The 21781-nt window shown below is 58.7% G+C and carries 19 protein-coding genes; 16 read left to right on the forward strand and 3 right to left on the reverse strand.

From position 1 onward, the window contains the following. Nucleotides 1-25: 25 nt before the first annotated feature. The 3 genes from fhuA to hrpB form a co-directional block, all read right to left on the reverse strand. Nucleotides 26-2215: a ferrichrome porin FhuA gene (gene fhuA, locus RTN40_RS19125; RefSeq protein WP_312229838.1), complete on the reverse strand. Its 2190-nt coding sequence runs from the start codon at nucleotides 2213-2215 to the stop codon at nucleotides 26-28. A gap of 223 nt (nucleotides 2216-2438) precedes the next feature. Next, complete coding sequence (mrcB, locus tag RTN40_RS19130; RefSeq protein WP_312212193.1) at nucleotides 2439-4988, reverse strand: bifunctional glycosyl transferase/transpeptidase; 2550 nt, start codon at nucleotides 4986-4988, stop codon at nucleotides 2439-2441. A 100-nt stretch (nucleotides 4989-5088) separates the two neighbouring features. Next, nucleotides 5089-7518: an ATP-dependent helicase HrpB gene (gene hrpB / locus RTN40_RS19135; RefSeq protein ID WP_312229839.1), complete on the reverse strand. Its 2430-nt coding sequence runs from the start codon at nucleotides 7516-7518 to the stop codon at nucleotides 5089-5091. Between the two features lie 78 nt (nucleotides 7519-7596). Here hrpB and thpR point away from each other — a divergent pair, with 78 nt between their 5' ends. From thpR to RTN40_RS19215, 16 genes are all read left to right on the forward strand, one after another. Further along, the gene (thpR, locus tag RTN40_RS19140) at nucleotides 7597-8127 is read left to right on the forward strand and encodes an RNA 2',3'-cyclic phosphodiesterase (RefSeq protein ID WP_312229840.1); all 531 of its coding nucleotides are present in this window, start codon (nucleotides 7597-7599) and stop codon (nucleotides 8125-8127) included. Between the two features lie 9 nt (nucleotides 8128-8136). Further along, nucleotides 8137-8841 carry a DNA/RNA nuclease SfsA gene (gene sfsA, locus RTN40_RS19145; protein WP_312229841.1) on the forward strand — a complete coding sequence of 235 codons (705 nt, stop codon included), beginning with the start codon at nucleotides 8137-8139 and terminating at the stop codon, nucleotides 8839-8841. 176 nt (nucleotides 8842-9017) lie between these two features. Beyond that, nucleotides 9018-9473: an RNA polymerase-binding protein DksA gene (dksA, locus tag RTN40_RS19150; protein WP_007373199.1), complete on the forward strand. Its 456-nt coding sequence runs from the start codon at nucleotides 9018-9020 to the stop codon at nucleotides 9471-9473. A gap of 68 nt (nucleotides 9474-9541) precedes the next feature. Next, on the forward strand, nucleotides 9542-10396 hold the full coding sequence (gene gluQRS, locus RTN40_RS19155; protein ID WP_312229842.1) for a tRNA glutamyl-Q(34) synthetase GluQRS: 855 nt from the start codon (nucleotides 9542-9544) through the stop codon (nucleotides 10394-10396). A 97-nt stretch (nucleotides 10397-10493) separates the two neighbouring features. Next, nucleotides 10494-11891 (forward strand): polynucleotide adenylyltransferase PcnB, encoded by a 1398-nt coding sequence (gene pcnB / locus RTN40_RS19160; RefSeq protein WP_312229860.1) that lies wholly within the window; start codon nucleotides 10494-10496, stop codon nucleotides 11889-11891. Continuing rightward, on the forward strand, nucleotides 11888-12367 hold the full coding sequence (gene folK / locus RTN40_RS19165; protein ID WP_312229843.1) for a 2-amino-4-hydroxy-6-hydroxymethyldihydropteridine diphosphokinase: 480 nt from the start codon (nucleotides 11888-11890) through the stop codon (nucleotides 12365-12367). Before pcnB ends, folK begins: the two co-directional genes overlap by 4 nt. A gap of 94 nt (nucleotides 12368-12461) precedes the next feature. Continuing rightward, on the forward strand, nucleotides 12462-13253 hold the full coding sequence (gene panB / locus RTN40_RS19170; RefSeq protein ID WP_312229844.1) for a 3-methyl-2-oxobutanoate hydroxymethyltransferase: 792 nt from the start codon (nucleotides 12462-12464) through the stop codon (nucleotides 13251-13253). A gap of 11 nt (nucleotides 13254-13264) precedes the next feature. Then, nucleotides 13265-14131 carry a pantoate--beta-alanine ligase gene (gene panC, locus RTN40_RS19175; protein WP_312229845.1) on the forward strand — a complete coding sequence of 289 codons (867 nt, stop codon included), beginning with the start codon at nucleotides 13265-13267 and terminating at the stop codon, nucleotides 14129-14131. Nucleotides 14132-14196: 65 nt separating this feature from the next. Then, nucleotides 14197-14577 carry an aspartate 1-decarboxylase gene (gene panD, locus RTN40_RS19180; RefSeq protein WP_042390564.1) on the forward strand — a complete coding sequence of 127 codons (381 nt, stop codon included), beginning with the start codon at nucleotides 14197-14199 and terminating at the stop codon, nucleotides 14575-14577. Nucleotides 14578-14864: 287 nt separating this feature from the next. After that, entirely contained in the window at nucleotides 14865-15449 is a 585-nt protein-coding gene (locus RTN40_RS19185) for a fimbrial protein (RefSeq protein ID WP_312229846.1), read from the forward strand. A 55-nt stretch (nucleotides 15450-15504) separates the two neighbouring features. After that, the gene (locus RTN40_RS19190) at nucleotides 15505-16233 is read left to right on the forward strand and encodes a fimbrial chaperone (RefSeq protein ID WP_312229847.1); all 729 of its coding nucleotides are present in this window, start codon (nucleotides 15505-15507) and stop codon (nucleotides 16231-16233) included. Between the two features lie 53 nt (nucleotides 16234-16286). Continuing rightward, the gene (locus RTN40_RS19195; protein ID WP_312229848.1) at nucleotides 16287-18881 is read left to right on the forward strand and encodes an outer membrane usher protein; all 2595 of its coding nucleotides are present in this window, start codon (nucleotides 16287-16289) and stop codon (nucleotides 18879-18881) included. 23 nt (nucleotides 18882-18904) lie between these two features. After that, complete coding sequence (locus RTN40_RS19200) at nucleotides 18905-19480, forward strand: fimbrial protein (RefSeq protein ID WP_312229849.1); 576 nt, start codon at nucleotides 18905-18907, stop codon at nucleotides 19478-19480. Nucleotides 19481-19496: 16 nt separating this feature from the next. Continuing rightward, the gene (locus RTN40_RS19205; RefSeq protein ID WP_312229850.1) at nucleotides 19497-20042 is read left to right on the forward strand and encodes a fimbrial protein; all 546 of its coding nucleotides are present in this window, start codon (nucleotides 19497-19499) and stop codon (nucleotides 20040-20042) included. Between the two features lie 21 nt (nucleotides 20043-20063). Then, nucleotides 20064-20666 carry a fimbrial-like protein gene (locus RTN40_RS19210; RefSeq protein WP_312229851.1) on the forward strand — a complete coding sequence of 201 codons (603 nt, stop codon included), beginning with the start codon at nucleotides 20064-20066 and terminating at the stop codon, nucleotides 20664-20666. A 20-nt stretch (nucleotides 20667-20686) separates the two neighbouring features. Continuing rightward, entirely contained in the window at nucleotides 20687-21778 is a 1092-nt protein-coding gene (locus RTN40_RS19215; RefSeq protein WP_312229852.1) for a fimbrial protein, read from the forward strand. The last annotated feature ends 3 nt before the right edge of the window (nucleotides 21779-21781 follow it).

Consider the following 21781-nt stretch of genomic DNA (forward strand, 5'->3'; position numbering starts at 1 on the left):
AAGCCGTGCCCTGAAAAGGAGGAAATTAGAAGCTGAAGTTCGCGGTGGCAACCACCTGGCGATCCGCGCCCCAGTAGCACGCGTAATCGCGATAGCAGCTGGAGACATATTCACGATTGAACAGGTTATTAACCTTCACGCCAATGGAGGAGCCAGCCATGCCGACGCGCGCCAGATCGTATTTCACCGTAGCATCCACCAGCGTGTAGCTGCCGACGTTGAAGGTGCCGTTGACGTTATCCCCGGTGGTGTAGAAGCTGGAGGTGTCGCCCACGTAGCGTGCGCCCGCGCCCAGCGTCAGGCCGCTCAGCGCCGTCTCGTGGAAGGTGTAGTCCGCCCACAGGGAGGCCATATTACGTGGCACCTCAACCGGACGTTTCCCCTCGTACAGAGTATCGTCGGTGTACTCGGCGTCGGTGTAGCTGTAGGCCGCGGTCAGGTTGATATTGCTGGTCAGGGCCGCTTTCGCTTCCAGCTCAAGGCCGCGGGAGCGGATCTCCCCGCCCTGCACGCTGAAGGCGCTATCAGACGGATCCGCCGTCAGGTTTTTGTCTTTGGTCAGCTGGAATACTGCCGCCGTGACGGTAACCGGCAGATCCTTCGGCACATACTTCACGCCCGCTTCATACTGCTTGCCCCGTGACGGATCGAACGGTTTGCCCGGCTTGGTTGAACCGGAGACCGGCTCGAAGGATTCGCTATAGCTGAAGTACGGGGCGATGCCGTTATCAAACACATAGTTTAACCCGCCGCGCCAGGTGAACTGCTGGTCGTTGATCTCGCTCAGCGAGCTGGTAGAGCGGGTGTAGGTTGAGGTCTTCGCAAAGTCGTAGCGACCGCCAAGGGTCAGCACCCAGTGGTTCCACTCGGCCTGGTCCTGCGCGTACAGCCCGGTCTGCTCCTGACGGTTGATCACCGCATACGGGAAGTTAACGTTGACGTTGGCGTTGCCGTACTGCGGATTGACCATGTCCAGCGGATTGGCCGAGCCGTAGTCTGCGTTGATGTCGTTGCGCATGCGCAGGTAGTCAACGCCGGTCAACAGGGTGTGATCCACCGCGCCGGTCGCAAAGGTAGATTGCAGTTGGGTGTCCACGGTGAAGGAGTTCAGATCTTCATCGGAGCGCACAAAGGCGCGGTTAATCTGCGTCGGGGCAGTGAAGCCATTGCCGTAGACCGAGGTGTAGAGCGTGTGCAGACGGGTATAGCGCAGGTTCTGGCGCACCGTGAAGGTGTCATCGAAGGCGTGCGCGAAGCTGTAGCCAATCTGCTGCTGGCGGCGGGACATGCGGTTGTCCTGCTCGCCTTCGTTGAAGTCGGTATCCAGTTTATGAGAGTTACCGTTGGCGTCGGTATACGGCACCACGGTGCCCACGCGCGGCAGCCAGCCGTAGTAGCCTGCATCCGGGTCGCTCTGGAAATTGCTCAGGAAGGTGAAATCGGTTTTGTCATCCGGACGCCAGCTAAAGGCGGGCGCGATGGCGTAGCGGGTCGATTTAACCATGGTCTGCTGGGCGTCTTCACTGCGGCCGAGGCCGGTGAGGCGGTAGGAGAACACGCCGTCGTCGTCGATGGCATCGCTGAAGTCGAAGCCGGTCTGGTAGAGGTTATCGGTCCCCATCTGGAACTGCACCTCTTTCAGCGGCTCGGTGGTCGGACGCTTGCTGACCATCGAGACGATGCCGCCAGGGTTGCTCTTACCATAGAGCACCGAGGTCGGGCCACGCATCAGCTCGATGCGCTCAAGGAAATAGGGATCCATTGAGGATTCAGAGTAGTTATCACCCTGAAGCTTTAAACCGTCGAGATACTGGTTGGTGTTCGCGCCGGTCGAGGCGGTAAAGCCGCGGATGGAGATCACGTCGAGGGTTTCAGAGCTGCCGCGGGTGGCGAATACGCCCGGCGTATAGTTCAGGGCCTCTTTCACCGTGGAGGGATCTTTCATATCCATCTCTTCGCGGGTGACCACGGAGATAGACTGCGGCGTTTTCTCGATTGGGGTATCGGTTTTGGTCGCCGTCGCCGTGCGTTTGGCGGCGATGGTCGGTGCCGGGCCCCAGGCACTCTCCTGCTCAGCGGCAGCGGTGGTAACGGTGATGGTATCTTCAGGGGCTGCATGTGCGGCAAAGGAGATGCTGCCTACCGCAGTGGCAACCACCACGGCAATTTTACGCAGCGAAAGGTTGACCGGCTGAGCAGTTTCAGAACGCGCCATGGTGCTTCTCTCTGGATAATGGAATGATAACGTAAACGATAATTATTATTATGACCGCAGCATAATATGCCAGGCCTGTCAGAGATAGCAAGAAGTATGCGCCCCTACGACAATTAAGGGATTAAGGAATAACCAGACGGATAACAGGGTGTTACAGGAGGGTTAAATAGCGTTAAAACCAGACGCCGGGCGAGCATCGCGCCGCCCGGCGTTTAATTACGGCTTAGTTGCCGAACATGTCTTTGATCCAGCCCGCGACGCCGTCGCTCTTCTCCTGCTGCTGCGGCTGTTGTTGCTGCTGCTGAGGCTGCTGTTGCGGCTGCGGTGACGACTGCTCAAACGGGTTACCGCTCTGCTGCTGCTGTTGCTGCTGGAGCAGCATCTCGCTCTGCTGGCACAGGGCATCCGGATTGGATGTCCACACCGGCAGCGAGCGCACCCCACCGCCGCAGAGGAAGTTACCGCCTTCGTCCACGCCCATGTTAACGATATCCTCCGGCGGGGTCAGATCCAGCGGGATCGGCGACTGGTTCGCCAGATAGCGCTGGTAGATTGCCATCGCCCCGCTGGCCCCGTAGAGCTTGGTCGGCTGGTTGTTATCGCGTCCTACCCAGGTAATGGTCACCTCACGACCGTCGATCCCGGCGAACCAGGTATCAACGTTGTTGTTGGTGGTCCCGGTTTTACCCGCCAGATGCAGGCCCGGATACTTCGCCCCCAGCTGACGGCCGGTGCCGCGCTGGATAACCTGCTGCATGGTCCACAGGGTCATGTACGCCGCCTGAGCAGGCACCGCACGCTCTGCCTGCGGGAAGCTCTGGTAGAGCACCGTCCCGTCTTCGGCAATCACCGAACGCAGCGCCGAAAGCGTTGCTCGGTTACCGCCGCTGGCGATAGTCTGGAACGCCTGCGCCACCTCAACCGGGGTCAGGTTCAGCGCACCCAGCAGCATCGCCGGAACCGGATGCAGCTGATCCTTCGGCACGCCCAGTTTGGTCCAGGTATCGGTTACCGCTGGCAGACCCAGCGCCATCCCGAGGTTCACGGTCGGCACGTTCATTGAGCGGGTCAGCGCATCCGCCAGCATCACCTGGCCGCTAAAGCGGTGGTCATCGTTCTGCGGAGACCATACCTTGCCGTTAGGCTGAGGCAGAGATATCGGCGCATCGGCAATCCACGTGTTCAGACGATACTGGTTCGGCTGGCTCAACGCGGTCAGGTAGGTGGCCGGTTTTGCCAGCGAGCCGATAGAGCGTCGCGCCTGCATGGCTCGGTTATAGCCCGCAAACTGCGGCGTCGCTCCGCCGACCATCGCGCGGACTTCGCCGCTGAAGCGGTCAACGACCACCATCGCCGTCTCCAGATCGCTCAGCTTGCGCTGTTTGATCAGGGCCGGAATACCTTCCACGGCGGCCTTCTCTGCTGCGTCCTGCGCCACCGAGTCAAAGGTGGTAAAGATCTTCACGCCGGAGAGATCTTTGACCTTATCCCCCAGCTTCGCCTGCAGCTCCTGACGTACCATCTGCATAAACGCCGGCTGCGGTGAGATCACCCCGCCGCGCTTCTGCACCCCGAGCGGCCGGGCGCTGAGCATATCGTACAGCTCCTGGTCGATAACCTTCTGCTCCTGCAGCAGTCGCAGCACCAGGTTACGTCGCTCCAGCGCCAGCTTCGGATTGCGCCACGGGTTATAGATGGAAGCGCCTTTCACCATGCCCACCAGCAGCGCCTGCTGGTCAAGGCTCAGCTCCTCGACCGGACGGCCAAAGTAGTAGAGGCTCGCCAGCGGGAAGCCGCGGATTTCATTATCGCCGCTCTGACCGAGGTAGACCTCGTTCATATACAGCTCAAGAATACGATCCTTGCTGTAGCGCGCGTCGACGATCAGCGCCATATAGGCTTCGTTCGCTTTACGCCAGTAGGAGCGCTCGCTGGAGAGGAACAGGTTCTTCACCAGCTGCTGGGTCAGGGTACTCGCCCCCTGCACCGTGCGGCCCGCCGTCAGGTTCGCCAGCACCGCACGCCCGATAGAGAAGAAGCTGATCCCGTCATGCTCATAGAAGTGACGGTCCTCGGTCGCCAGCAGGGTATCCACCAGCAGATCCGGGAAGCCGTTACGCGCGACGAACAGACGCTGCTCGCCGTTCGGCGAGGAGAGCATGGTGATCAGGCGCGGATCGAGACGGAAGAAACCGAACTGGCGGTTGTTCTCCATGTTCTCGATGGTATCCAAGTGGTTATCGCTGAACGTCAGCCGGGCGCGGACCTGCCCCTCTTTACTGTCGGGGAAGTCAAACGGACGGCGGATCATCTCGATGCTGTTGGCCTGCACGGTAAACTCGCCGGGACGGGTCATCGCCGTCACCTTGCGGTACTGGGTAGCCTCCAGCAGCTTCACCATCTCGTTTTTGCTGATCGGCATCTCGGGTTCGAGGTTAACCATCCGGCCATACACCGCTGCCGGCAGCTGCCAGACTTTGCCGTCGATGCGGCTGCGGATCTTCTGATCGAGATAGAGACCGTAAATCGCAAACAGCACCACCAGAACGATAAAGATCTTCAGCAGCAGCCAGAACCAGCCGCGCTTGCGCTTGCCGCCTTTTCCTTTGCCACTGCCGCCGCCGTTGCCTTTACTGCGGCGCGGTGCGGGTGCATCGTCTTCATACTCATCGTCGATCTCTTCATCTCTGAGACGACGACGGCTTACCTTCTCTTTTACCGGACGCGCAGGTCTGCCTTTACGTCCAATAGGTTCGCGGTCATTCCCCGCCATGCTTACTCTCCGCTACATTATTTCAGGCGCAAGGGCCCGATTCTCTTTTCTTCTACCGAAGGGCAGAAGAAGAAATCTCTCAATTTCGCTTTCGCTAATCTTACGAATATTTTTTAACCCGCCTTGTTGGCGCGGTATTAGCCGGATCGTCCGGCCAGACATGCTTCGGGTAGCGTCCCTTCATCTCTTTTTGCACCTCGCGGTAGGCACCTGCCCAGAACGCGCTGAGATCGCGCGTAATCTGTAGCGGGCGCTGTGCCGGCGAAAGCAGCTCCAGCACCAGCGGCACCCGCCCCTCGGCAATAACCGGCGTAGCAGCCTCGCCAAACATCTCCTGCATCCGCACCGCCAGCACCGGCGGATTTTCATCATGATAGCGGATCGCGATCTGACTTCCCGTCGGCACAGTGTAATGCCCAGGCAACGCACTATCCAGCCGTTGACGCAGCGGCCAGGCCAGTAAATGGTTGAGCGCATGGATCAAATCCAGCGCTTTTAGCGCCCGCAGAGAGTGTACTCCCTGCATGTCGGGAAGTAACCATAGCTCAAGCGAGGCTAAAAGCGAGGCGTCATCCACCGCAGGCCAATCATATTCTGGTAGCCACTTCGCCGCACAGTGCAGGCGCAGGCGCAGCTGCTCCGCCGCCGGGGTCCAGTTCAGCACCTGTAGTCCCTTATCGCGAATGCCGTTCAGCATCGCCCGGTGCAGCTCCGTCTCCGATGGCTTCGCCAACGGCCTGACGCTTACCGTCAGCTGGCCGATCTGGCTGCGGCGCAGCGCTTTCAGCGTGCCCTGGGCATCGTCCCACTCAACGGTATCGGAGTGACGCACCAGCCACGGCGCGGCGGCGATAAGCGTCTCAATGTTGACTGGCACCGCCTGTAAAATGCGCGCGTCCGGCTGCTGGCTGCCCTGCAACAGCAGGGGGGCAATCAGCCACTCGTGGCGGCCCATCGCGTCGTCTACGTCGAGCATCGCCCCCATGCCGTTCGCCAGCTGGTAACGCCCCTCCTGACCGCGCCGACGGGCAATGCGATCGGCAAAGCCACGCGCCAGCAGAATGGGGATCAGATCGCTATCTTCCCTGCCCTCTGTACTGTTGAGCCGCTTGAGCAGCTGGCGGCTGCGTCGCTGCCAGTGCGGCTGGCTACGGGAGAAGGCCGCGCCGAGATCGGTGCTGCCGCCACGCAGAGGCTCCTCCAGAATGGCGGCAAGCTTCGCCGCGGTTGCCGCCTCGTCACTATTCTGCGCACTGACTAGCATAGCCGAGAGTCGCGGCGTCACGCCCAGCCTCGCCATCTTCTGCCCGCGCGCCGTCAGCTGCTGGTTTTCCAGCGCACCGAGCTGCCCCAGCAGGGTTTCTGCCGCCGCCAGGTTCACCGCCGGGGGCATGTCCAGCCAGCAGAGCTGGGCCGGATCGCGACAGCCCCACTGCACCAGCTCCAGCAGCATGGCGCTGAGATCGCTTTGCAGGATCTCCGGCTCGCTCTGGGCCGCCGCCCGTTCCGCCTGCTCTTTCGCCAGCAGGTGCAGGCAGATGCCTGGCTCCAGCCGTCCGGCGCGTCCGGCACGCTGGGTCATCGAGGCCTGGCTCACCCGCTGGGTCACCAGCCGCGTCAGCCCGGTGCGGGCGTCGAAGCGGGCTACCCGCTCCTGGGCGCTATCGACCACCAGCCGGATCCCCTCGATAGTTAAGCTGGTTTCGGCGATGTTGGTCGCCAGCACCACTTTGCGCAGCCCCTCCGGTGCGGGCAGGATGGCCTTGCGCTGCTCGCTCAGGGGGAGCGCACCATAGAGCGGACAGAGCAGCACGTCGCTGCCGACGCGCTGGGCCAGCTGCTCCTGCACGCGCTGGATCTCACCGACGCCGGGCAGAAACAGCAGCAGCGAGCCGCGCTCGGTGCGCAGCAGCTCGGCGGTTGCCGCGGCCATGGCCTCGTCAAAACGAACGTGGTTGGCTAACGGCTGGTAGCGGCGATCGACAGGGAACGCGCGCCCCTCCGAGGCGATAACCGGCGCGTCCGGCAGCAGGCGCTGGAGACGATCGTTATCGAGCGTCGCCGACATAATAAGGAGCCTGAGATCGTCGCGCAGCCCCTGCTGCACGTCCAGCAGCAGGGCCAGGGCCAGATCGGCCTCCAGGCTGCGCTCGTGGAACTCATCGAGGATCACCAGCCCAACACCGGTCAGCTCGGGATCGCGCTGGATCATGCGGGTCAGGATCCCCTCGGTGACCACCTCCAGGCGCGTCGCCGTGCCGATGCAGGTTTCACCGCGCATCCGGTAGCCCACCGTCTCACCGGGCTTCTCACCCAATAGCTCCGCCAGCCGCTGGGCAACGTTGCGCGCTGCCAGACGGCGTGGCTCGAGCAGCAGAATGCGCCCGGTAATCTTGCCCTCGGCGAGAATTTGCAGCGGCAGCCAGGTCGATTTACCCGCGCCGGTGGGGGCGTTGAGCAGGACCTGTGGCGCGTGGGCGAGCGCAGAGAGCAGTTCGGGCAGTACGGCAGCGACGGGCAGAGAGGACACGCATGGCTCCAGGGGGTTAACTTTCAATTCAACGGCGAGCATTGTAGCATCGCCGTAAATCATTACCGAGTATCGCTTATGTCTGAGCCAAAAAGGCTGTTTTTTGCCGTTGCGCTGCCCGATGAGATCCAGCGACAGATTATCCACTGGCGGGCGGCTCACTTTGCCCCAGAGGCCGGACGCCCTATCGAGGCGGCGAATCTCCACATGACGCTGGCGTTTCTCGGCGAGGTGAGTGAAGAGAAGCAGCGTGCCCTGAGCCAGCTTGCCGGACGCATCCGCCAGCCTGGCTTCACCCTGACCCTGGACGATGCCGGACAGTGGCTGCGCTCGCGGGTCGTCTGGCTGGGCACGCGCCAGCCGCCGCGCGGTCTGTTGCAGCTGGCTAATCTGCTGCGCGCTCAGGCCGCCCGCAGCGGCTGCTACCAAAGCCCGCAGCCATTTCATCCCCACGTTACCCTGCTGCGCAACGCCAGCCATGCGGTGGCCATTCCGCCGCCGGGCTTTAGCTGGTCCTTCCCCGTTAACGAATTTGTGCTCTATGAGTCGCAGTTTTCCCGAGGGCGTACCCGTTACACGCCGCTGGAGAGCTGGCGGCTCGCTAAATAAGAGGTTCTGATGCAGTTCTCCCCCCCGCTACAGCCCGCCACCCTGGTGCAGCGCTATAAGCGCTTCCTGGCGGATGTGATTACACCGGACGGCACGGCCCTGACGCTGCACTGCCCCAATACCGGGGCGATGACCGGCTGCGCTACCCCCGGCGACACCGTCTGGTACTCCACCTCGGATAGCGCGAAGCGTAAGTATCCGCACACCTGGGAGATCACCCAGACGCAAAATGGCACGTTTATCTGCGTAAATACATTGCGGGCCAACGCGCTGGCTAAAGAGGCGGTGCTTTCAGGCGTCATCCCTGAGCTACGCGGCTATAGCGTGCTGAAAAGTGAAGTAAAATATGGCTCCGAAAATAGCAGAATAGACCTTATGTTGCAGGCGGAGGGACGCCGCAACTGCTATATTGAAGTGAAATCGGTCACGCTTGCCGACAAGGGATACGGCTTTTTTCCCGATGCAGTGACTCTTCGCGGGCAGAAACATCTGCGAGAGTTAATGAGCGTGGCAGCCAGTGGGGATCGGGCGGTGATGCTGTTTACCGTGCTGCACTCAGCCATTGAACGTTTTTCACCGGCGCGCCATATAGATGCAAAATACGCACAGCTTTTAGAAGAAGCGCAGCGGCAGGGGGTAGAAATTCTGGTTTACAAAGCGGAACTTTCTGCCGAAGAGATGAGTCTTAGATCGCCCTTACCTTATGAAAGCTAAGGATCGGCGACCAGCCAGATAGCATTCTGGTCTACGTGCGCAAATACGCTTTTCCTCACAGGGTTGTCAAGTGTTACGTTTAGATAATTGCTATCCGGAAAAGCATCTGCTATTTATAGCGGCCTGATTTTTCCCCCGAACACGGGGATCGATAGTGCGTGTTAAGGAGAAGCAACATGCAAGAAGGGCAAAACCGTAAAACATCGTCCCTGAGTATTCTCGCCATTGCTGGCGTGGAGCCTTATCAGGAGAAGCCGGGCGAAGAGTATATGAACGAAGCCCAGCTGGCGCACTTCAAGCGTATTCTTGAAGCGTGGCGTAATCAACTCAGGGATGAAGTCGATCGCACCGTCACACATATGCAGGATGAAGCTGCTAACTTCCCGGATCCGGTTGACAGAGCCGCCCAGGAAGAGGAGTTCAGCCTCGAACTGCGTAACCGTGACCGCGAGCGTAAACTGATTAAAAAGATCGAGAAGACGCTGAAGAAAGTAGAAGACGAAGACTTTGGCTTCTGCGAATCCTGCGGTGTTGAAATTGGCATTCGTCGTCTGGAAGCACGTCCGACAGCCGACCTGTGCATTGACTGCAAAACACTGGCTGAAATCCGCGAAAAACAGATGGCGGGCTAAGCCCGGCGTTTTCGCACCGTTCCCTGTGGCGGGAGTCTCTCCCGCCCTGTTATCTCTCGCCTGTCGACATGCCAGAATCACACTATATTGGGCGCTTTGCGCCATCGCCTTCCGGTGAACTCCATTTTGGTTCGCTGATAGCCGCCCTTGGCAGCTATCTCCAGGCCCGTGCCCAGCAGGGAACGTGGCGGGTACGCATTGAAGACATCGATCCGCCCCGGGAAGTCCCCGGCGCGGCCGATACCATCCTGCGCCAGCTCGACCACTACGGCCTGCACTGGGACGGCGAAGTGCTCTGGCAGTCCCAGCGGCATGAGGCCTACCGCGAGGCGCTGGACGATTTACGCCAGCGCGGGCTGAGCTACTACTGCACCTGCACGCGGGCGCGTATTCAGAGCATCGGTGGGGTGTATGACGGCCACTGCCGCCAGCGCAATAACGGCCCGGAGAACGCCGCGCTGCGTCTGTGGCAGCACCAGCCGGTGCTGCACTTTCACGACAGGCTGCGGGGCGACCTCTACGCCGATGAGGCGCTGGCGCAGGAGGACTTTATCATCCACCGCCGGGATGGCCTGTTTGCCTATAACCTGGCCGTGGTGGTGGACGATCGTTTTCAGGGTGTCACCGAGATCGTACGCGGCGCGGATCTTATCGCCCCTACGGTGCGGCAGATTTCGCTCTATCAGCAGCTTGGCTGGCAACCGCCCGGCTATGTTCATCTGCCGCTGGCCCTGAACAGCGACGGCAATAAGCTCTCTAAGCAGAACCACGCTCCGCCGCTGCCGGAGGGCGATCCGCGACCGGTGCTGATCCGTGCTTTACAATTTTTAAATCAGGATGTAACAAGTAACTGGCAGGATTTGCCCACCGCGACCCTGCTACAGCATGCGGTAGAGAGCTGGGATCTGTCCCGGGTCCCATAGACAGCGCAGATCAATCCGGCATTCCTAAATGCCCCACTCTGAGCTATGATTAGCCGCAATTTTTTTGTCGTAAAGACTGACACAACCGAGGTGCACTATTTTTACCCGAGTCGCTAATTTTTGCCGCAAGGTGTTAAGCCGCGAGGAAAGCATGGCCGAGGAGGTCATCGCCGAGCCGCGTATGACGGTTATTCCGCGCGAGCAGCACACAATTTCCCGCAAAGATATCAGTGAAAATGCCCTCAAGGTGCTGTACCGTCTGAACAAAGCGGGCTACGAAGCCTACCTTGTAGGCGGCGGCGTCCGCGATCTGCTGTTAGGCAAAAAACCGAAAGATTTCGACGTGACGACCAACGCCACGCCTGACCAGGTACGCAAGCTGTTCCGCAACTGCCGCCTGGTAGGCCGTCGTTTCCGTCTCGCTCACGTCATGTTTGGTCCGGAGATCATCGAGGTTGCCACCTTCCGTGGTCACCATGAGGATCAGCCTGCCGATCGCACCACCTCCCAGCGCGGCCAGAACGGCATGCTGCTGCGCGACAACATCTTCGGCTCCATTGAAGAGGATGCCCAGCGCCGCGACTTCACCATCAACAGCCTCTACTACAGCGTGGCTGACTTTACGGTGCGCGACTACGTCGGTGGGATGCAGGATCTTGAAGAGGGTACGATCCGCCTGATCGGCAACCCGGAGACCCGCTATCGGGAAGATCCGGTGCGGATGCTGCGCGCGGTACGCTTTGCTGCCAAACTGCATATGCGTATCAGCCCGGAGACCGCCGAGCCAATCGCCCGCCTCGCGACGCTGATCAACGACGTGCCGCCGGCGCGCCTGTTTGAGGAGTCGCTGAAGCTGTTGCAGGCAGGCAACGGCCTGGACACCTATCAGCTGCTGCGCGAGTACAGCCTGTTCCAGCCGCTGTTCCCGACCATCACGCGCTATTTCACCGAAAAGGGTGATTCGTCGATGGAGCGGATCATCAACCTGGTGCTGAAGAACACGGACACCCGCATTCAGAACGATATGCGCGTCAACCCGGCGTTCCTGTTTGCCGCCATGCTCTGGTATCCGCAGCTGGAGACCGCGCAGAAGATTGCTCAGGAGAGCGGCCTGACCTATCACGACGCCTTCGCGCTGGCGATGAACGACGTGCTGGACGAAGCCTGCCGCACGCTGGCGATCCCGAAACGGATCACCACCCTCGTGCGCGATATCTGGCAGCTGCAGCTGCGCATGTCTCGCCGCCAGGGTAAACGCGCCTGGAAGCTGATGGAGCATCCGAAGTTCCGCGCTGCCTACGATCTGCTCGCCCTGCGGGCCGAGGTCGAAGGCAACCACGAGCTGCAAAAACTGGTGCAGTGGTGGGGCGAGTTCCAGGTGGCCGCGCCGCCCGCGCAGAAAGGCATGCTTGACGTGCTGGACGATGAGCCGGATACCCGCCGCCGCCATCGCCGCCCGCGCAAGCGCACCCCACGTCGCGAAGGCAGTGCATGACGCTGGTCTATATCGCTCTGGGCAGCAATCTGGCGTCGCCCCTGACCCAGGTTAATGCGGCAATCGCGGCGCTGGGTACCATCCCGGACAGCCAGATTGTCGCTGTCTCCAGCTTCTACCGCACGCCGCCGCTGGGTCCGCAGGATCAGCCCGACTATCTCAACGCCGCCGTGGCGCTGGAGACGACGCTGCCCCCTGAAGCCCTGCTGGATCACACCCAGCGTATCGAGCTGGACCAGGGCCGGGTACGCAAAGCGGAGCGCTGGGGACCGCGCACGCTGGATCTCGACATCATGCTGTTTGGCGAGGAGACTATCACCACGCCGCGCCTGACCGTGCCCCACTACGATATGAAAAACCGCGGCTTTATGCTCTGGCCGCTGTTTGAGATTGCGCCCGCGCTGCGCTTCCCTGACGGCGAAACGCTTGCCAGCGTTCTCGACCATCTGGGCGCAGCGAAACCGGCGGTCTGGTAGTACCACTCCGCCCGTTAAACCTGCCGAAAATCATTGTCCCCCCTGACGTTACTGATAAAATGCCGGAAAGTTGAAGGCTCCATCAGGAAACGCTATGAAACCAACCACCCTCTCCTGGCTGCAAAAGTGCAAGCAGGAACATAAACGCTTCGCCACCATCACCGCCTATGACTACAGCTTCGCTAAGCTGTTTGCTGAAGAGGGCATTAACGTCATGCTGGTCGGCGACTCGTTAGGGATGACGGTCCAGGGCCATGACTCCACCCTGCCGGTAACGGTCACGGATATTGCCTACCACACCCAGAGCGTACGCCGCGGCGCGCCAAACTGTCTGCTGCTCGCCGACCTGCCGTTTATGGCTTACGCCACCCCTGACCAGGCGTTTGCCAACGCCGCCACGGTGATGCGCGCCGGGGCCAACATGGTCAAAATTGAGGGCGGCCGCTGGCTGACCGAGACGGTGAAAATGCTCACCGAGCGCGCCGTGCCGGTGTGCGGCCACCTGGGGCTAACCCCGCAGTCGGTAAACGTCTTTGGTGGCTACAAGGTACAGGGTCGCGGCGACGCGGCCCAAACGCTGTTTGATGACGCTCTGGCGTTAGAGGCGGCTGGCGCGCAGCTGCTGGTGCTTGAGTGCGTACCGGTTGCGCTGGCGCAACGTATTACCGAGGCGCTGACCATCCCGGTGATCGGTATCGGCGCGGGCAACGTCACCGACGGCCAGATCCTCGTGATGCATGATGCGTTCGGCATTACCGGCGGTCATATTCCTAAATTTGCCAAGAATTTCCTGGCCGGTACGGGCGACATGCGTGCCGCCGTGCGCCAGTACGTGAGCGAAGTCGAAGCGGGGACCTACCCCGGCGAAGAGCACAGTTTTCACTAAGGAGCCTACGCGTGTTGATTATTGAAACCCTGCCGCTGCTGCGCCAGCACATCCGCCGACTGCGTCGTGAGGGCCAGCGCGTTGCGCTGGTGCCGACCATGGGCAACCTCCACGATGGCCATATGCAGCTGGTTGATGAAGCAAAAACCCATGCCGATGTGGTGGTGGTGAGCATTTTTGTTAATCCAATGCAGTTTGACCGTCCTGACGATCTGCAGCGCTACCCGCGCACCCTGCAGGAGGATTGCGAGAAGCTGAACAAGCGCAAGGTGGATTTTGTCTTTGCCCCGGCGGCTGACCAGGTCTATCCCCAGGGCACCGGTGAGCAGACCTTTGTTGACGTTCCGGGCCTCTCTACCATGCTGGAGGGGGCCAGCCGGCCTGGTCATTTCCGTGGTGTGGCGACCATCGTCAGCAAGCTGTTTAACCTGGTCCAGCCGGACGTCGCCTGCTTTGGCGAAAAAGACTTCCAGCAGCTGGCGGTGATCCGCAAGATGGTGGCCGACATGGGCTACGACATCGACATCGTCGGCGTGCCAACGGTGCGCGCCAAAGACGGTCTGGCCCTCAGCTCGCGCAACGGCTACCTCACGGCGGAGCAGCGTAAAATCGCCCCGGCCCTGAGCAGAGAGATGAACGCCCTGGCGGCGAAGCTGCGGGCGGGCGAACGCCCGCTGGAAGAGATGATTGCCGCCGCCGGGCAGGCGCTGGATGAAGCCGGTTTTCGCACCGATGAGATTCAGATCCGCGATGCCGACACACTGCTGGAATTGACCGATGCCAGCCAGCGGGCGGTGATCCTGATGGCGGCATGGCTTGGCCAGGCACGCCTCATCGACAACGTAACGGTAGAGCTGACGCCGCCACCAGCGGGTTGATGCTGTCACTTTTTACTCCCGGCGGCGCAGGCGGCCGGGTCAACACAAGCACAAAGGTAGACGTTATGATCCGCACTATGCTGCAAGGCAAGCTCCACCGCGTCAAAGTGACGCAGGCAGATCTGCACTATGAAGGCTCCTGCGCTATTGACCAGGATTTCCTTGAGGCGGCTGGTATTCTTGAATACGAAGCCATCGACATTTACAACGTGACTAACGGCAAGCGCTTCTCCACCTATGCGATTGCCGGCGAGCGCGGCTCGAAAATCATCTCGGTCAACGGCGCGGCGGCCCACTGTGCCGACGTGGGTGACATTCTGATCATCGCCACCTACGTGACGATGCCGGATGAGCAAGCCCGTAGCTGGCAGCCGAAGGTCGCCTACTTTGACGGCGACAACGAGATGACCCGCAAAGCGAAAGCGGTGCCGGTGCAGGTTGCCTGACGCGCTTTTTGGGGTAGCCGCATAAAGGCTGCCCCGCTTTTAATCATCTCATTTTTATATTCCTGACAATAAAATATTTAAAAAAAACATTTAATCAGGTCGCGATAATTAACACCTGAATTATCAAAATTCGCTAAATATATTAAATTAATTTACGGTTATTTTTTCTAAAAACAAAGTTAAGCAGATCTCGATTTTTATTCCAGCCTATTAATATTATATTTCCCCTCTTATTTAAAAACCCTACACGCCTCTAAAAAACCTTATTTTTAAATGGATGTTTAAACATGTTTAAGAAAGCTATTTTGGCTACTTCTGTAGCCCTCTTCGCTATGGGGTCCGCATCTGCAATCGCTGCCGATATTGGCGTCATTACGTTTGATGGTGCGGTCACCGATACTACCTGCAAAATCACCACCAACAACGGTCTCGACGCAAATAACGTCACCATCGCTATGCCGGTTGTAAAAACAGCCGATGTTGAAGAGACCACGATTGATGCAGGAGTAGGCTCTAAAGAGTTCGAACTGCATCTGAGCGACTGCCCTGAGGAGCAGAACTCAGCTTCTGCCACCTTTACTTCGCAGCAGTTTGCCGATCTGACTAACGGTACGCTGAAGGCAGACCCGACCGTTGCTGGCCATGCTGACAACGTAAGCCTGGCGCTCTACAACAACGCCGCGGGCAGTACCGATCGCATTAAAATCGGACAGCCGGGGGAGGCAACCCAGAAAGCCACCCTAACCGCCGGGGAAGGCACGCTGGCCTACCGTGTCGCCTACGTACCCAGCGCTGACTGGATAAAAGGCACTAATGATATTAGCGCAGGTAAAGTGAGCAGCAACGTCACCTTTACCATGAGCTACGAATAGTCGTTTCACGTTGCGATATGCGCTCACGGCGAAGTGGGCGTACCTCTGTTTAAGGATGAATACCGTGCGCAAATTAAAAACGGATATTTCCGCGCTTCTCTTCAGTGTGTCTGCTGCCGTTTCCCATCCGGCCTTAGCCGATATCGTCATTTCCGGCACCCGCGTGATCTATCCGCAGTCGGCAAAAGACGTGACCGTAAAGATGGAAAACCGCGGCAACAAACCGCTGCTGGTCCAGACGTGGCTGGACGATGGCCGTGATACCACTGACCCACAGGTATTAAGGCTACCGTTTATCGTTACGCCGCCGGTTTCACGTGTGGATCCTGCGAAAGGCCAGACGGTGCGCATTACGTATCTCGGCCAGCCGCTGCCCACAGATCGAGAAACGCTGTTCTGGTTTAACGTGCTTGAGGTTCCGCCAAAAGCAAAAGGTGCGGACGAGCAGAGCATGCTGCAGCTTGCGTTCCGCACCCGTATTAAGCTGTTTTATCGCCCGGACGGTCTTCCGGGCGATCCGGCAGTTGCTGCTGGCCAGCTTAAATGGTCACAGCAAAACAGTACGCTGACGGCCCGTAACGACTCTCCGTACTACGTCTCTCTCGCCAAAATCACTGCCAGCGTGGGCGGCCAACAGGTCGACATTGAGCCGCACTATGTTGCGCCCTTCGCCAGTCAGTCATACAGCCTGAAAGCCACCGGTGGCGCGCACGTTGTCCACGTAGCGTATAGCGCTATCAACGACTTTGGTGGCGCTGAGGTTCACGAAGCGAATGTCAATTAACAACCAGCTCACAAACGTTATCTTATTTAGCTGCTAATGGATTAGTGCCCGTAATGCTATATCGCAGCTCGTTTCTTTGTCTTGCCACTTGCGCCGCTTTGCAGGCGTCAGCGCTTGCTGCTGCGCCTGCATCAGAGAGTGAAGAGGTCGAATTTAACGATCAGTTTCTGTTTAACACCGGATCGCATATCGACGTAAGCCGCTTTTCACGCGGCAACCCCGTTGTGCCGGGAACGTTCAAAATCCAACTTCTCCTTAACGGGCAAAAGAAGCTGCTAACGAAATTCACTTTTAATGACAACGGCACGTCGCGCGCTACGCCCTGCTTTACGCCCAAAATATTAATGCAGATCGGAATCAAGGCCAGCCGCCTGGAGCAGGCTGTAGGCTCCCATGCTGACGAAAGTAGCCAGGATAGCTGCCTCACGCTCAATGATGCCCTGCCCGGATCATCATGGAACTACGATCCGGCCACGCAGGAACTGAGCCTCAACGCACCACAGATCTACGTTGAACGCCGCCCTAACGGCTACGTTGCCCCTTCACTGTGGGAAGATGGCATTACCGCAGGTCTCTTCTCATACGATCTTAACGCCTGGCACTCCGATAGCACCAGCGGTACGGAGGATACCGCTTATGCCGGATTAAAGTATGGTCTGAATAGTGGACCATGGCGTTTACGTGCTCGCGGGACGCTTAACTGGGATCGTGATGACGGTAGCGACTACGCCAGCCAGGATATCTATCTGCAGCGGGATATCACGCCGCTTCGCGCCCAGATGCTGGCAGGTGACTCCTTCACGCGTGGCGATATATTTAACTCTATAAGCCTGCGCGGCCTGCGCATGTATAACGACGATCGGATGCTGCCGGGCGGCATCGCAACCTATGCGCCGATCGTTCATGGGGTGGCAAAAAGCAATGCCAAAGTTACCGTGGCCCAAAGCGGCAATACGATCTATGAAAGTACGGTCCCACCGGGAGCGTTTGAGATCGACGATCTCAGCACCACCGGCTACGGTAGCGATCTGGTTGTGACCATTGAAGAGTCCGACGGCAGCACCCGCACCTTTTCTGTACCCTACTCATCCGTCAGCCAGATGCTGCGACCTGGCTACGGTCGCTGGGATATCGGCGCAGGCGAGCTTCATGATAACGGCCTGCGCGATAAGCCCCGTCTCGGCTACCTGACCGGCTACTACGGCCTGAGTAACCTCTTTACCGGTTACGCAGGGTTGCAGTATATGGATACGGACTACGTGTCCGGGTTGCTGGGTCTGGCCATGAATACCTCTCTCGGGGCCTTTGCCCTGGACGTAACTCACTCTGACGCAGAGGTCGAGGAGGTCGGCACGTTGACCGGCCAGAGCTACCGCCTTTCGTGGAGCAAGCTGCTGGAAAACACCAACACCTCGTTTAACATCGCGGCCTACCGCTTCTCGACAAAAAATTACCTGACGCTCAACGATGCCGCATCGCTGGTGGAAGAGGTCAAATACCGCGATACCGCGCGTAATCCCGATCGTACCGGCGAAGAGGTATATGACAGCTTCCAGCGTATGAAAAATCAGGTACAGATTAACGTCAGCCAGCCGATTCGCATCGGTAAAAGTGAGCACGGCTCGCTATACATAACGGGAAGCTGGCAGGACTACTGGACTGAATCAGGTTCCTCTTCACAGTTCTCGATGGGTTACAACAACGCATTCCGGTTAGGCAGCTATAGCATTTCGCTGCAACGCACCTATGACGAATATGGCGAAAAAGATGACAGAATTTATCTGAACCTGAACATCCCGCTGGAAAACCTGCTGGGCCACAGCAGGCACCCGGGGGGCTTCTCCACCGTCACGACGAGCATGAACTCGGATTTCAAAAACAGCACGGCCTTTAACACCAGCGCGAACGGCAACAGTGACGATTACCGATTTAGCTACAGCGTGAACGCCAGCACCAGCCATGCCAGCGGCGGCGACCTGAAGCAGATTGGCGGCTACGGGAGCTATAGCAGCCCTTACGGACCGCTTAGCCTCTCGGCCTCGGCATCGAACGACAGCAGCCGTCAATACGCCATGAGCTACAGCGGCGGCATGCTGCTGCACGCTGGCGGCATGACGCTGGCACCAGGCAGCATCGGCGATACCGATACGCTGGCGCTGGTCAGCGCGCCGGGAGCAAAAGGCGCTCGCCTGAGCATTGGCGACGGCGTCATCGATGGTGCCGGCTACGCCATCATGCCCTACCTGACTGCCTACCACGAGAATACGATCGGCATCGATATCTCCCGGCTGGAATCCGACGTTGGGGTGAAAAACACCAGCACGATAGCGGTGCCCCGCAGTGGCGCGGTACTGCGCGTCGATTTCGAAACCGACCAGGGGCGCTCGCTTCTGCTCGATCTGCGGCGCTCCGACGGCGGCTTTATTCCGCTCGGGGCCGATGTGCTAAATGAAAACGGCTTGTCCGTGGGCGCTGTCGGACAGGCCGGGCAGGCGTACGTACGCGGTATTGCAGAGCACGGCACGCTGCACGTGGCCTGGGGTAACCAAGCGAATAGCACCTGTACCGTCTCGTATCACATCACGCCTTCGGCGAAAAAAGTGGGCCTGATGACCATGCTGGACAACCAAATCTGCCAGACGAAATAAGTTTTTAGCCGGAAGCTAACCTGATGAAGAAAACACAACTACCGACGCTGCTCAGCGCGCTATTGATGCTGATAGGGGGTTCACAGGCAAGCGCGGCTGGCACCAACCTCGACGTGACCTTCACGGCAACGCTGCGTGAGGTCACCTGCGATATGAGAATTGAAGGCGGCACCGGCGACGGTACTGATAACACCATACCTGTCGGCACCGACGGTAAAATCAACGTGATGGATATTATTAGCGGATCCGACGCCGCGAGCAGCCATTTCACACTGAGAATTATTGAGTGCCCGAATAGCCTGGTGACGCTGAAGACGACGATAACGGGTTCCGCCTCCAGCTATGTTAAAACCGCAATAGCGAATAACGCCACGACGAATAAAGCAGATTACACCGGCGTCACCCTTGCCCGCGTCTCCGCGCCGGATGCCCCCTTTGAAATTAACGCCACCGACGATAGCAAAAGCCTGGTCTGGACAGCGACGGAGATCGCTAACCTGGAGGTGCCGCTGATCGCCCGTCTGGTTGAAACCCAGCCGGGTAAGGCCATGGGAGGCAACTTTAGCGCCGTGGCCACCTTTAATTTTGAATACCAATAAGCGGAGGGATACGCATATGAAAATGAGATTGCCCATACTGCATGGGCTGGCTGTTGCCGCGGGACTCTTTTCTACTGCCGTCAGTGCCATTACCGGTACGACCAGCCTGAGGGCAACGTTTATCTCGACGATAGAGGCCGGTACCTGCACGGCGCAGGTTCAGGACGTGACCGGGAAGCCTGTTTCCACTCTCGCCTTTGGTGATGTCTACAAATCTGACCTGACGGCCAAAAGCCGTAGCGAGCCGTTTAGCGTCGCCTTTACCGCTTGCTCAGGCGTAAAGAGCGCCACGGTTCAGGTACAAAAAGGGACCGGGGGCAGCTGCGCCGGCGACGCCTTTGATGCAAGCCATGCCGCAGCGTTTGAAGTCTGGCACGGCACGGCGGGCGGCGGCACCCTGCTGAGCTGTAACGCTCCTGCAAACCAGAGCGTTACCATCAGCAGCGGAGCCGGCAAGCTTGATTTAGCCGCGCGGATTGTCATCGCTAATGGTAAAGCCATCAGCGACGTCACGACGGGCAACGTCAGCGCGCCGGTCACGCTCGTGGTGACCTATCAGTAGTCACGGGCAAGGAGAGACGCGGTGCCGTATCCTAAACAAAAAAAACTTACGCTATTAATCAACCTGTTCGCCCTGCCCCCCTGGCTCTGGGCTGCGCCATGCCTCTCCGCCGGGGTGGGCATCGATCTAACTCTCAATGCCACCCTTGTAGATAATACCTGTCAGGTTTCCATTCCTGATGACGGCCTGGTGCATCTGCCCACAGTGAGTAAATACTGGTTTTACAACGCGGACGGCAGCAGCCGCCTACAACCGACGGATGCAGCCTCCGGCACGCTATTTACTGTCCGGGTAGAGAGCTGTGTGGGCGACAGCGCAGCCATTAAAACAATCGATTTTAGCTTTCAGCCGCAAACGAAACAGTGGCCCACCGCCAGCCGTCAGGTCTTTATTAATGAAACCTCCGCAGCCGAGGGCGGCGCAGCCAATACCGGGGTGGTGATTTTTTCACAGGCGTTAAACAGCAACGTCCTCAATTCGGACGGCACCTCCAGCGTTATCCTGGCTGCCGGAACGGAGGGCGGGACAAAGGAGTACAGCTTCTATGCGCGCCTGCAAAACACGGGCACGGTTCAGGCCGGAAAAGTCACCAGCCGGGTTATCGTCAGCGCCACTTATAACTAGGATATCAAAGGAAAGGATCCATGAAACAAACAGGACGTTTTATCTATGCCGGAAAGCTACTGGTAGCTGGGCTACTGCTGGTTCACGGAAAGGCCTGGGCAGAGTGCCATTTTGGCGAGTACGGTGAGGGCGGCACCTCCACTATCGTCAATACTGCGGCCAGCACGCCGCTCTATTTTATCAGCGGCAGCCAGTTCTACTCTGGCAGTCAATTTATTCCCCTGGGCGGGCCTTATGATGCTCAGCTCTCTCCTGAACTATGGTCAAGGTGCGATCACGGCGACGAGGGCGAGCAGATGTCAAATATCACCTACGACGCGTTCAATAACCAAGATGAGGGCAACGCAGTTTGGCCAACCAACGTCGAGGGGATCTATTATGCCGTACGCATCTACAGCGATTTGAGCGCAGGCTCCTATTTCCGCTGGAGTGATGGCAAGTGGATGGATTTAGGGGTGTCAGGCTCCGGAAGTACCAATAACTGGCGGGCGCAGATTAAGCTTTATCAAAAGGCGCAGTTTATGGCGAACTTCACCGGCGTAACCCACATTACGCCAAAAGAGGCAAAAAAAATCGGCGGGATGTCCATCGGCGGCCATACCGACAGCGATAACCAGCCCTGGTGGTTTCAGGTGACAACCTCAACGTTTAGCATTCCTGTTGTGGCGGCAACCTGCCAGGCGGCAGTAGCAGATGATGATAATAACATCGATTTCGGCGAGGTAATGTTCTCGAACGCGCGGGAGAACTACCTCCCCAGCCGAGCCTTTAACATTCAGCTTAGGGGCTGTAATAATGTCCTGGCGCTAAAATATAAGGTCTCCGCCAATAAAACGGTCTCGACCAGCGACGGCGTGGCGTTGGCAAATACCCTCACCTCAGGAGCGGCAGAGGGTGTTGCCGTCATGATCAGGCAGGAATTTAACGCCGACCGCAGCGGGCACGGTGAGCCATTTATCAATGACCCTGAATTTATCACTGTATATTTAGACAAGGTTGGCACTGGCGTGACGACAATCCTGAACTTTACGGCCTGGCTAACGCCTACCGGACAAAAATTACAGCCCGGCAATTTTAAGGCAGTTAGCACCTTTACCATTAATTACTACTAGTTC

Origin of the sequence: Pseudescherichia sp. (assembly GCF_031987975.1) — a bacterium.
Taxonomy (GTDB): Bacteria; Pseudomonadota; Gammaproteobacteria; order Enterobacterales; family Enterobacteriaceae; genus Pseudescherichia.

Excerpts from the sequence above, each read along its gene's own strand:
- fhuA (WP_312229838.1), bottom strand. The coding sequence starts at position 2,215 with ATGGCGCGTTCTGAAACTGCTCAGCCGGTCAACCTTTCGCTGCGTAAA.
- mrcB (WP_312212193.1), bottom strand. The coding sequence starts at position 4,988 with ATGGCGGGGAATGACCGCGAACCTATTGGACGTAAAGGCAGACCTGCG.
- thpR (WP_312229840.1), top strand. The coding sequence starts at position 7,597 with ATGTCTGAGCCAAAAAGGCTGTTTTTTGCCGTTGCGCTGCCCGATGAG.
- sfsA (WP_312229841.1), top strand. The coding sequence starts at position 8,137 with ATGCAGTTCTCCCCCCCGCTACAGCCCGCCACCCTGGTGCAGCGCTAT.
- dksA (WP_007373199.1), top strand. The coding sequence starts at position 9,018 with ATGCAAGAAGGGCAAAACCGTAAAACATCGTCCCTGAGTATTCTCGCC.
- gluQRS (WP_312229842.1), top strand. The coding sequence starts at position 9,542 with ATGCCAGAATCACACTATATTGGGCGCTTTGCGCCATCGCCTTCCGGT.
- folK (WP_312229843.1), top strand. The coding sequence starts at position 11,888 with ATGACGCTGGTCTATATCGCTCTGGGCAGCAATCTGGCGTCGCCCCTG.
- panB (WP_312229844.1), top strand. The coding sequence starts at position 12,462 with ATGAAACCAACCACCCTCTCCTGGCTGCAAAAGTGCAAGCAGGAACAT.
- panD (WP_042390564.1), top strand. The coding sequence starts at position 14,197 with ATGATCCGCACTATGCTGCAAGGCAAGCTCCACCGCGTCAAAGTGACG.
- RTN40_RS19185 (WP_312229846.1), top strand. The coding sequence starts at position 14,865 with ATGTTTAAGAAAGCTATTTTGGCTACTTCTGTAGCCCTCTTCGCTATG.
- RTN40_RS19190 (WP_312229847.1), top strand. The coding sequence starts at position 15,505 with ATGAATACCGTGCGCAAATTAAAAACGGATATTTCCGCGCTTCTCTTC.
- RTN40_RS19195 (WP_312229848.1), top strand. The coding sequence starts at position 16,287 with ATGCTATATCGCAGCTCGTTTCTTTGTCTTGCCACTTGCGCCGCTTTG.
- RTN40_RS19200 (WP_312229849.1), top strand. The coding sequence starts at position 18,905 with ATGAAGAAAACACAACTACCGACGCTGCTCAGCGCGCTATTGATGCTG.
- RTN40_RS19205 (WP_312229850.1), top strand. The coding sequence starts at position 19,497 with ATGAAAATGAGATTGCCCATACTGCATGGGCTGGCTGTTGCCGCGGGA.
- RTN40_RS19215 (WP_312229852.1), top strand. The coding sequence starts at position 20,687 with ATGAAACAAACAGGACGTTTTATCTATGCCGGAAAGCTACTGGTAGCT.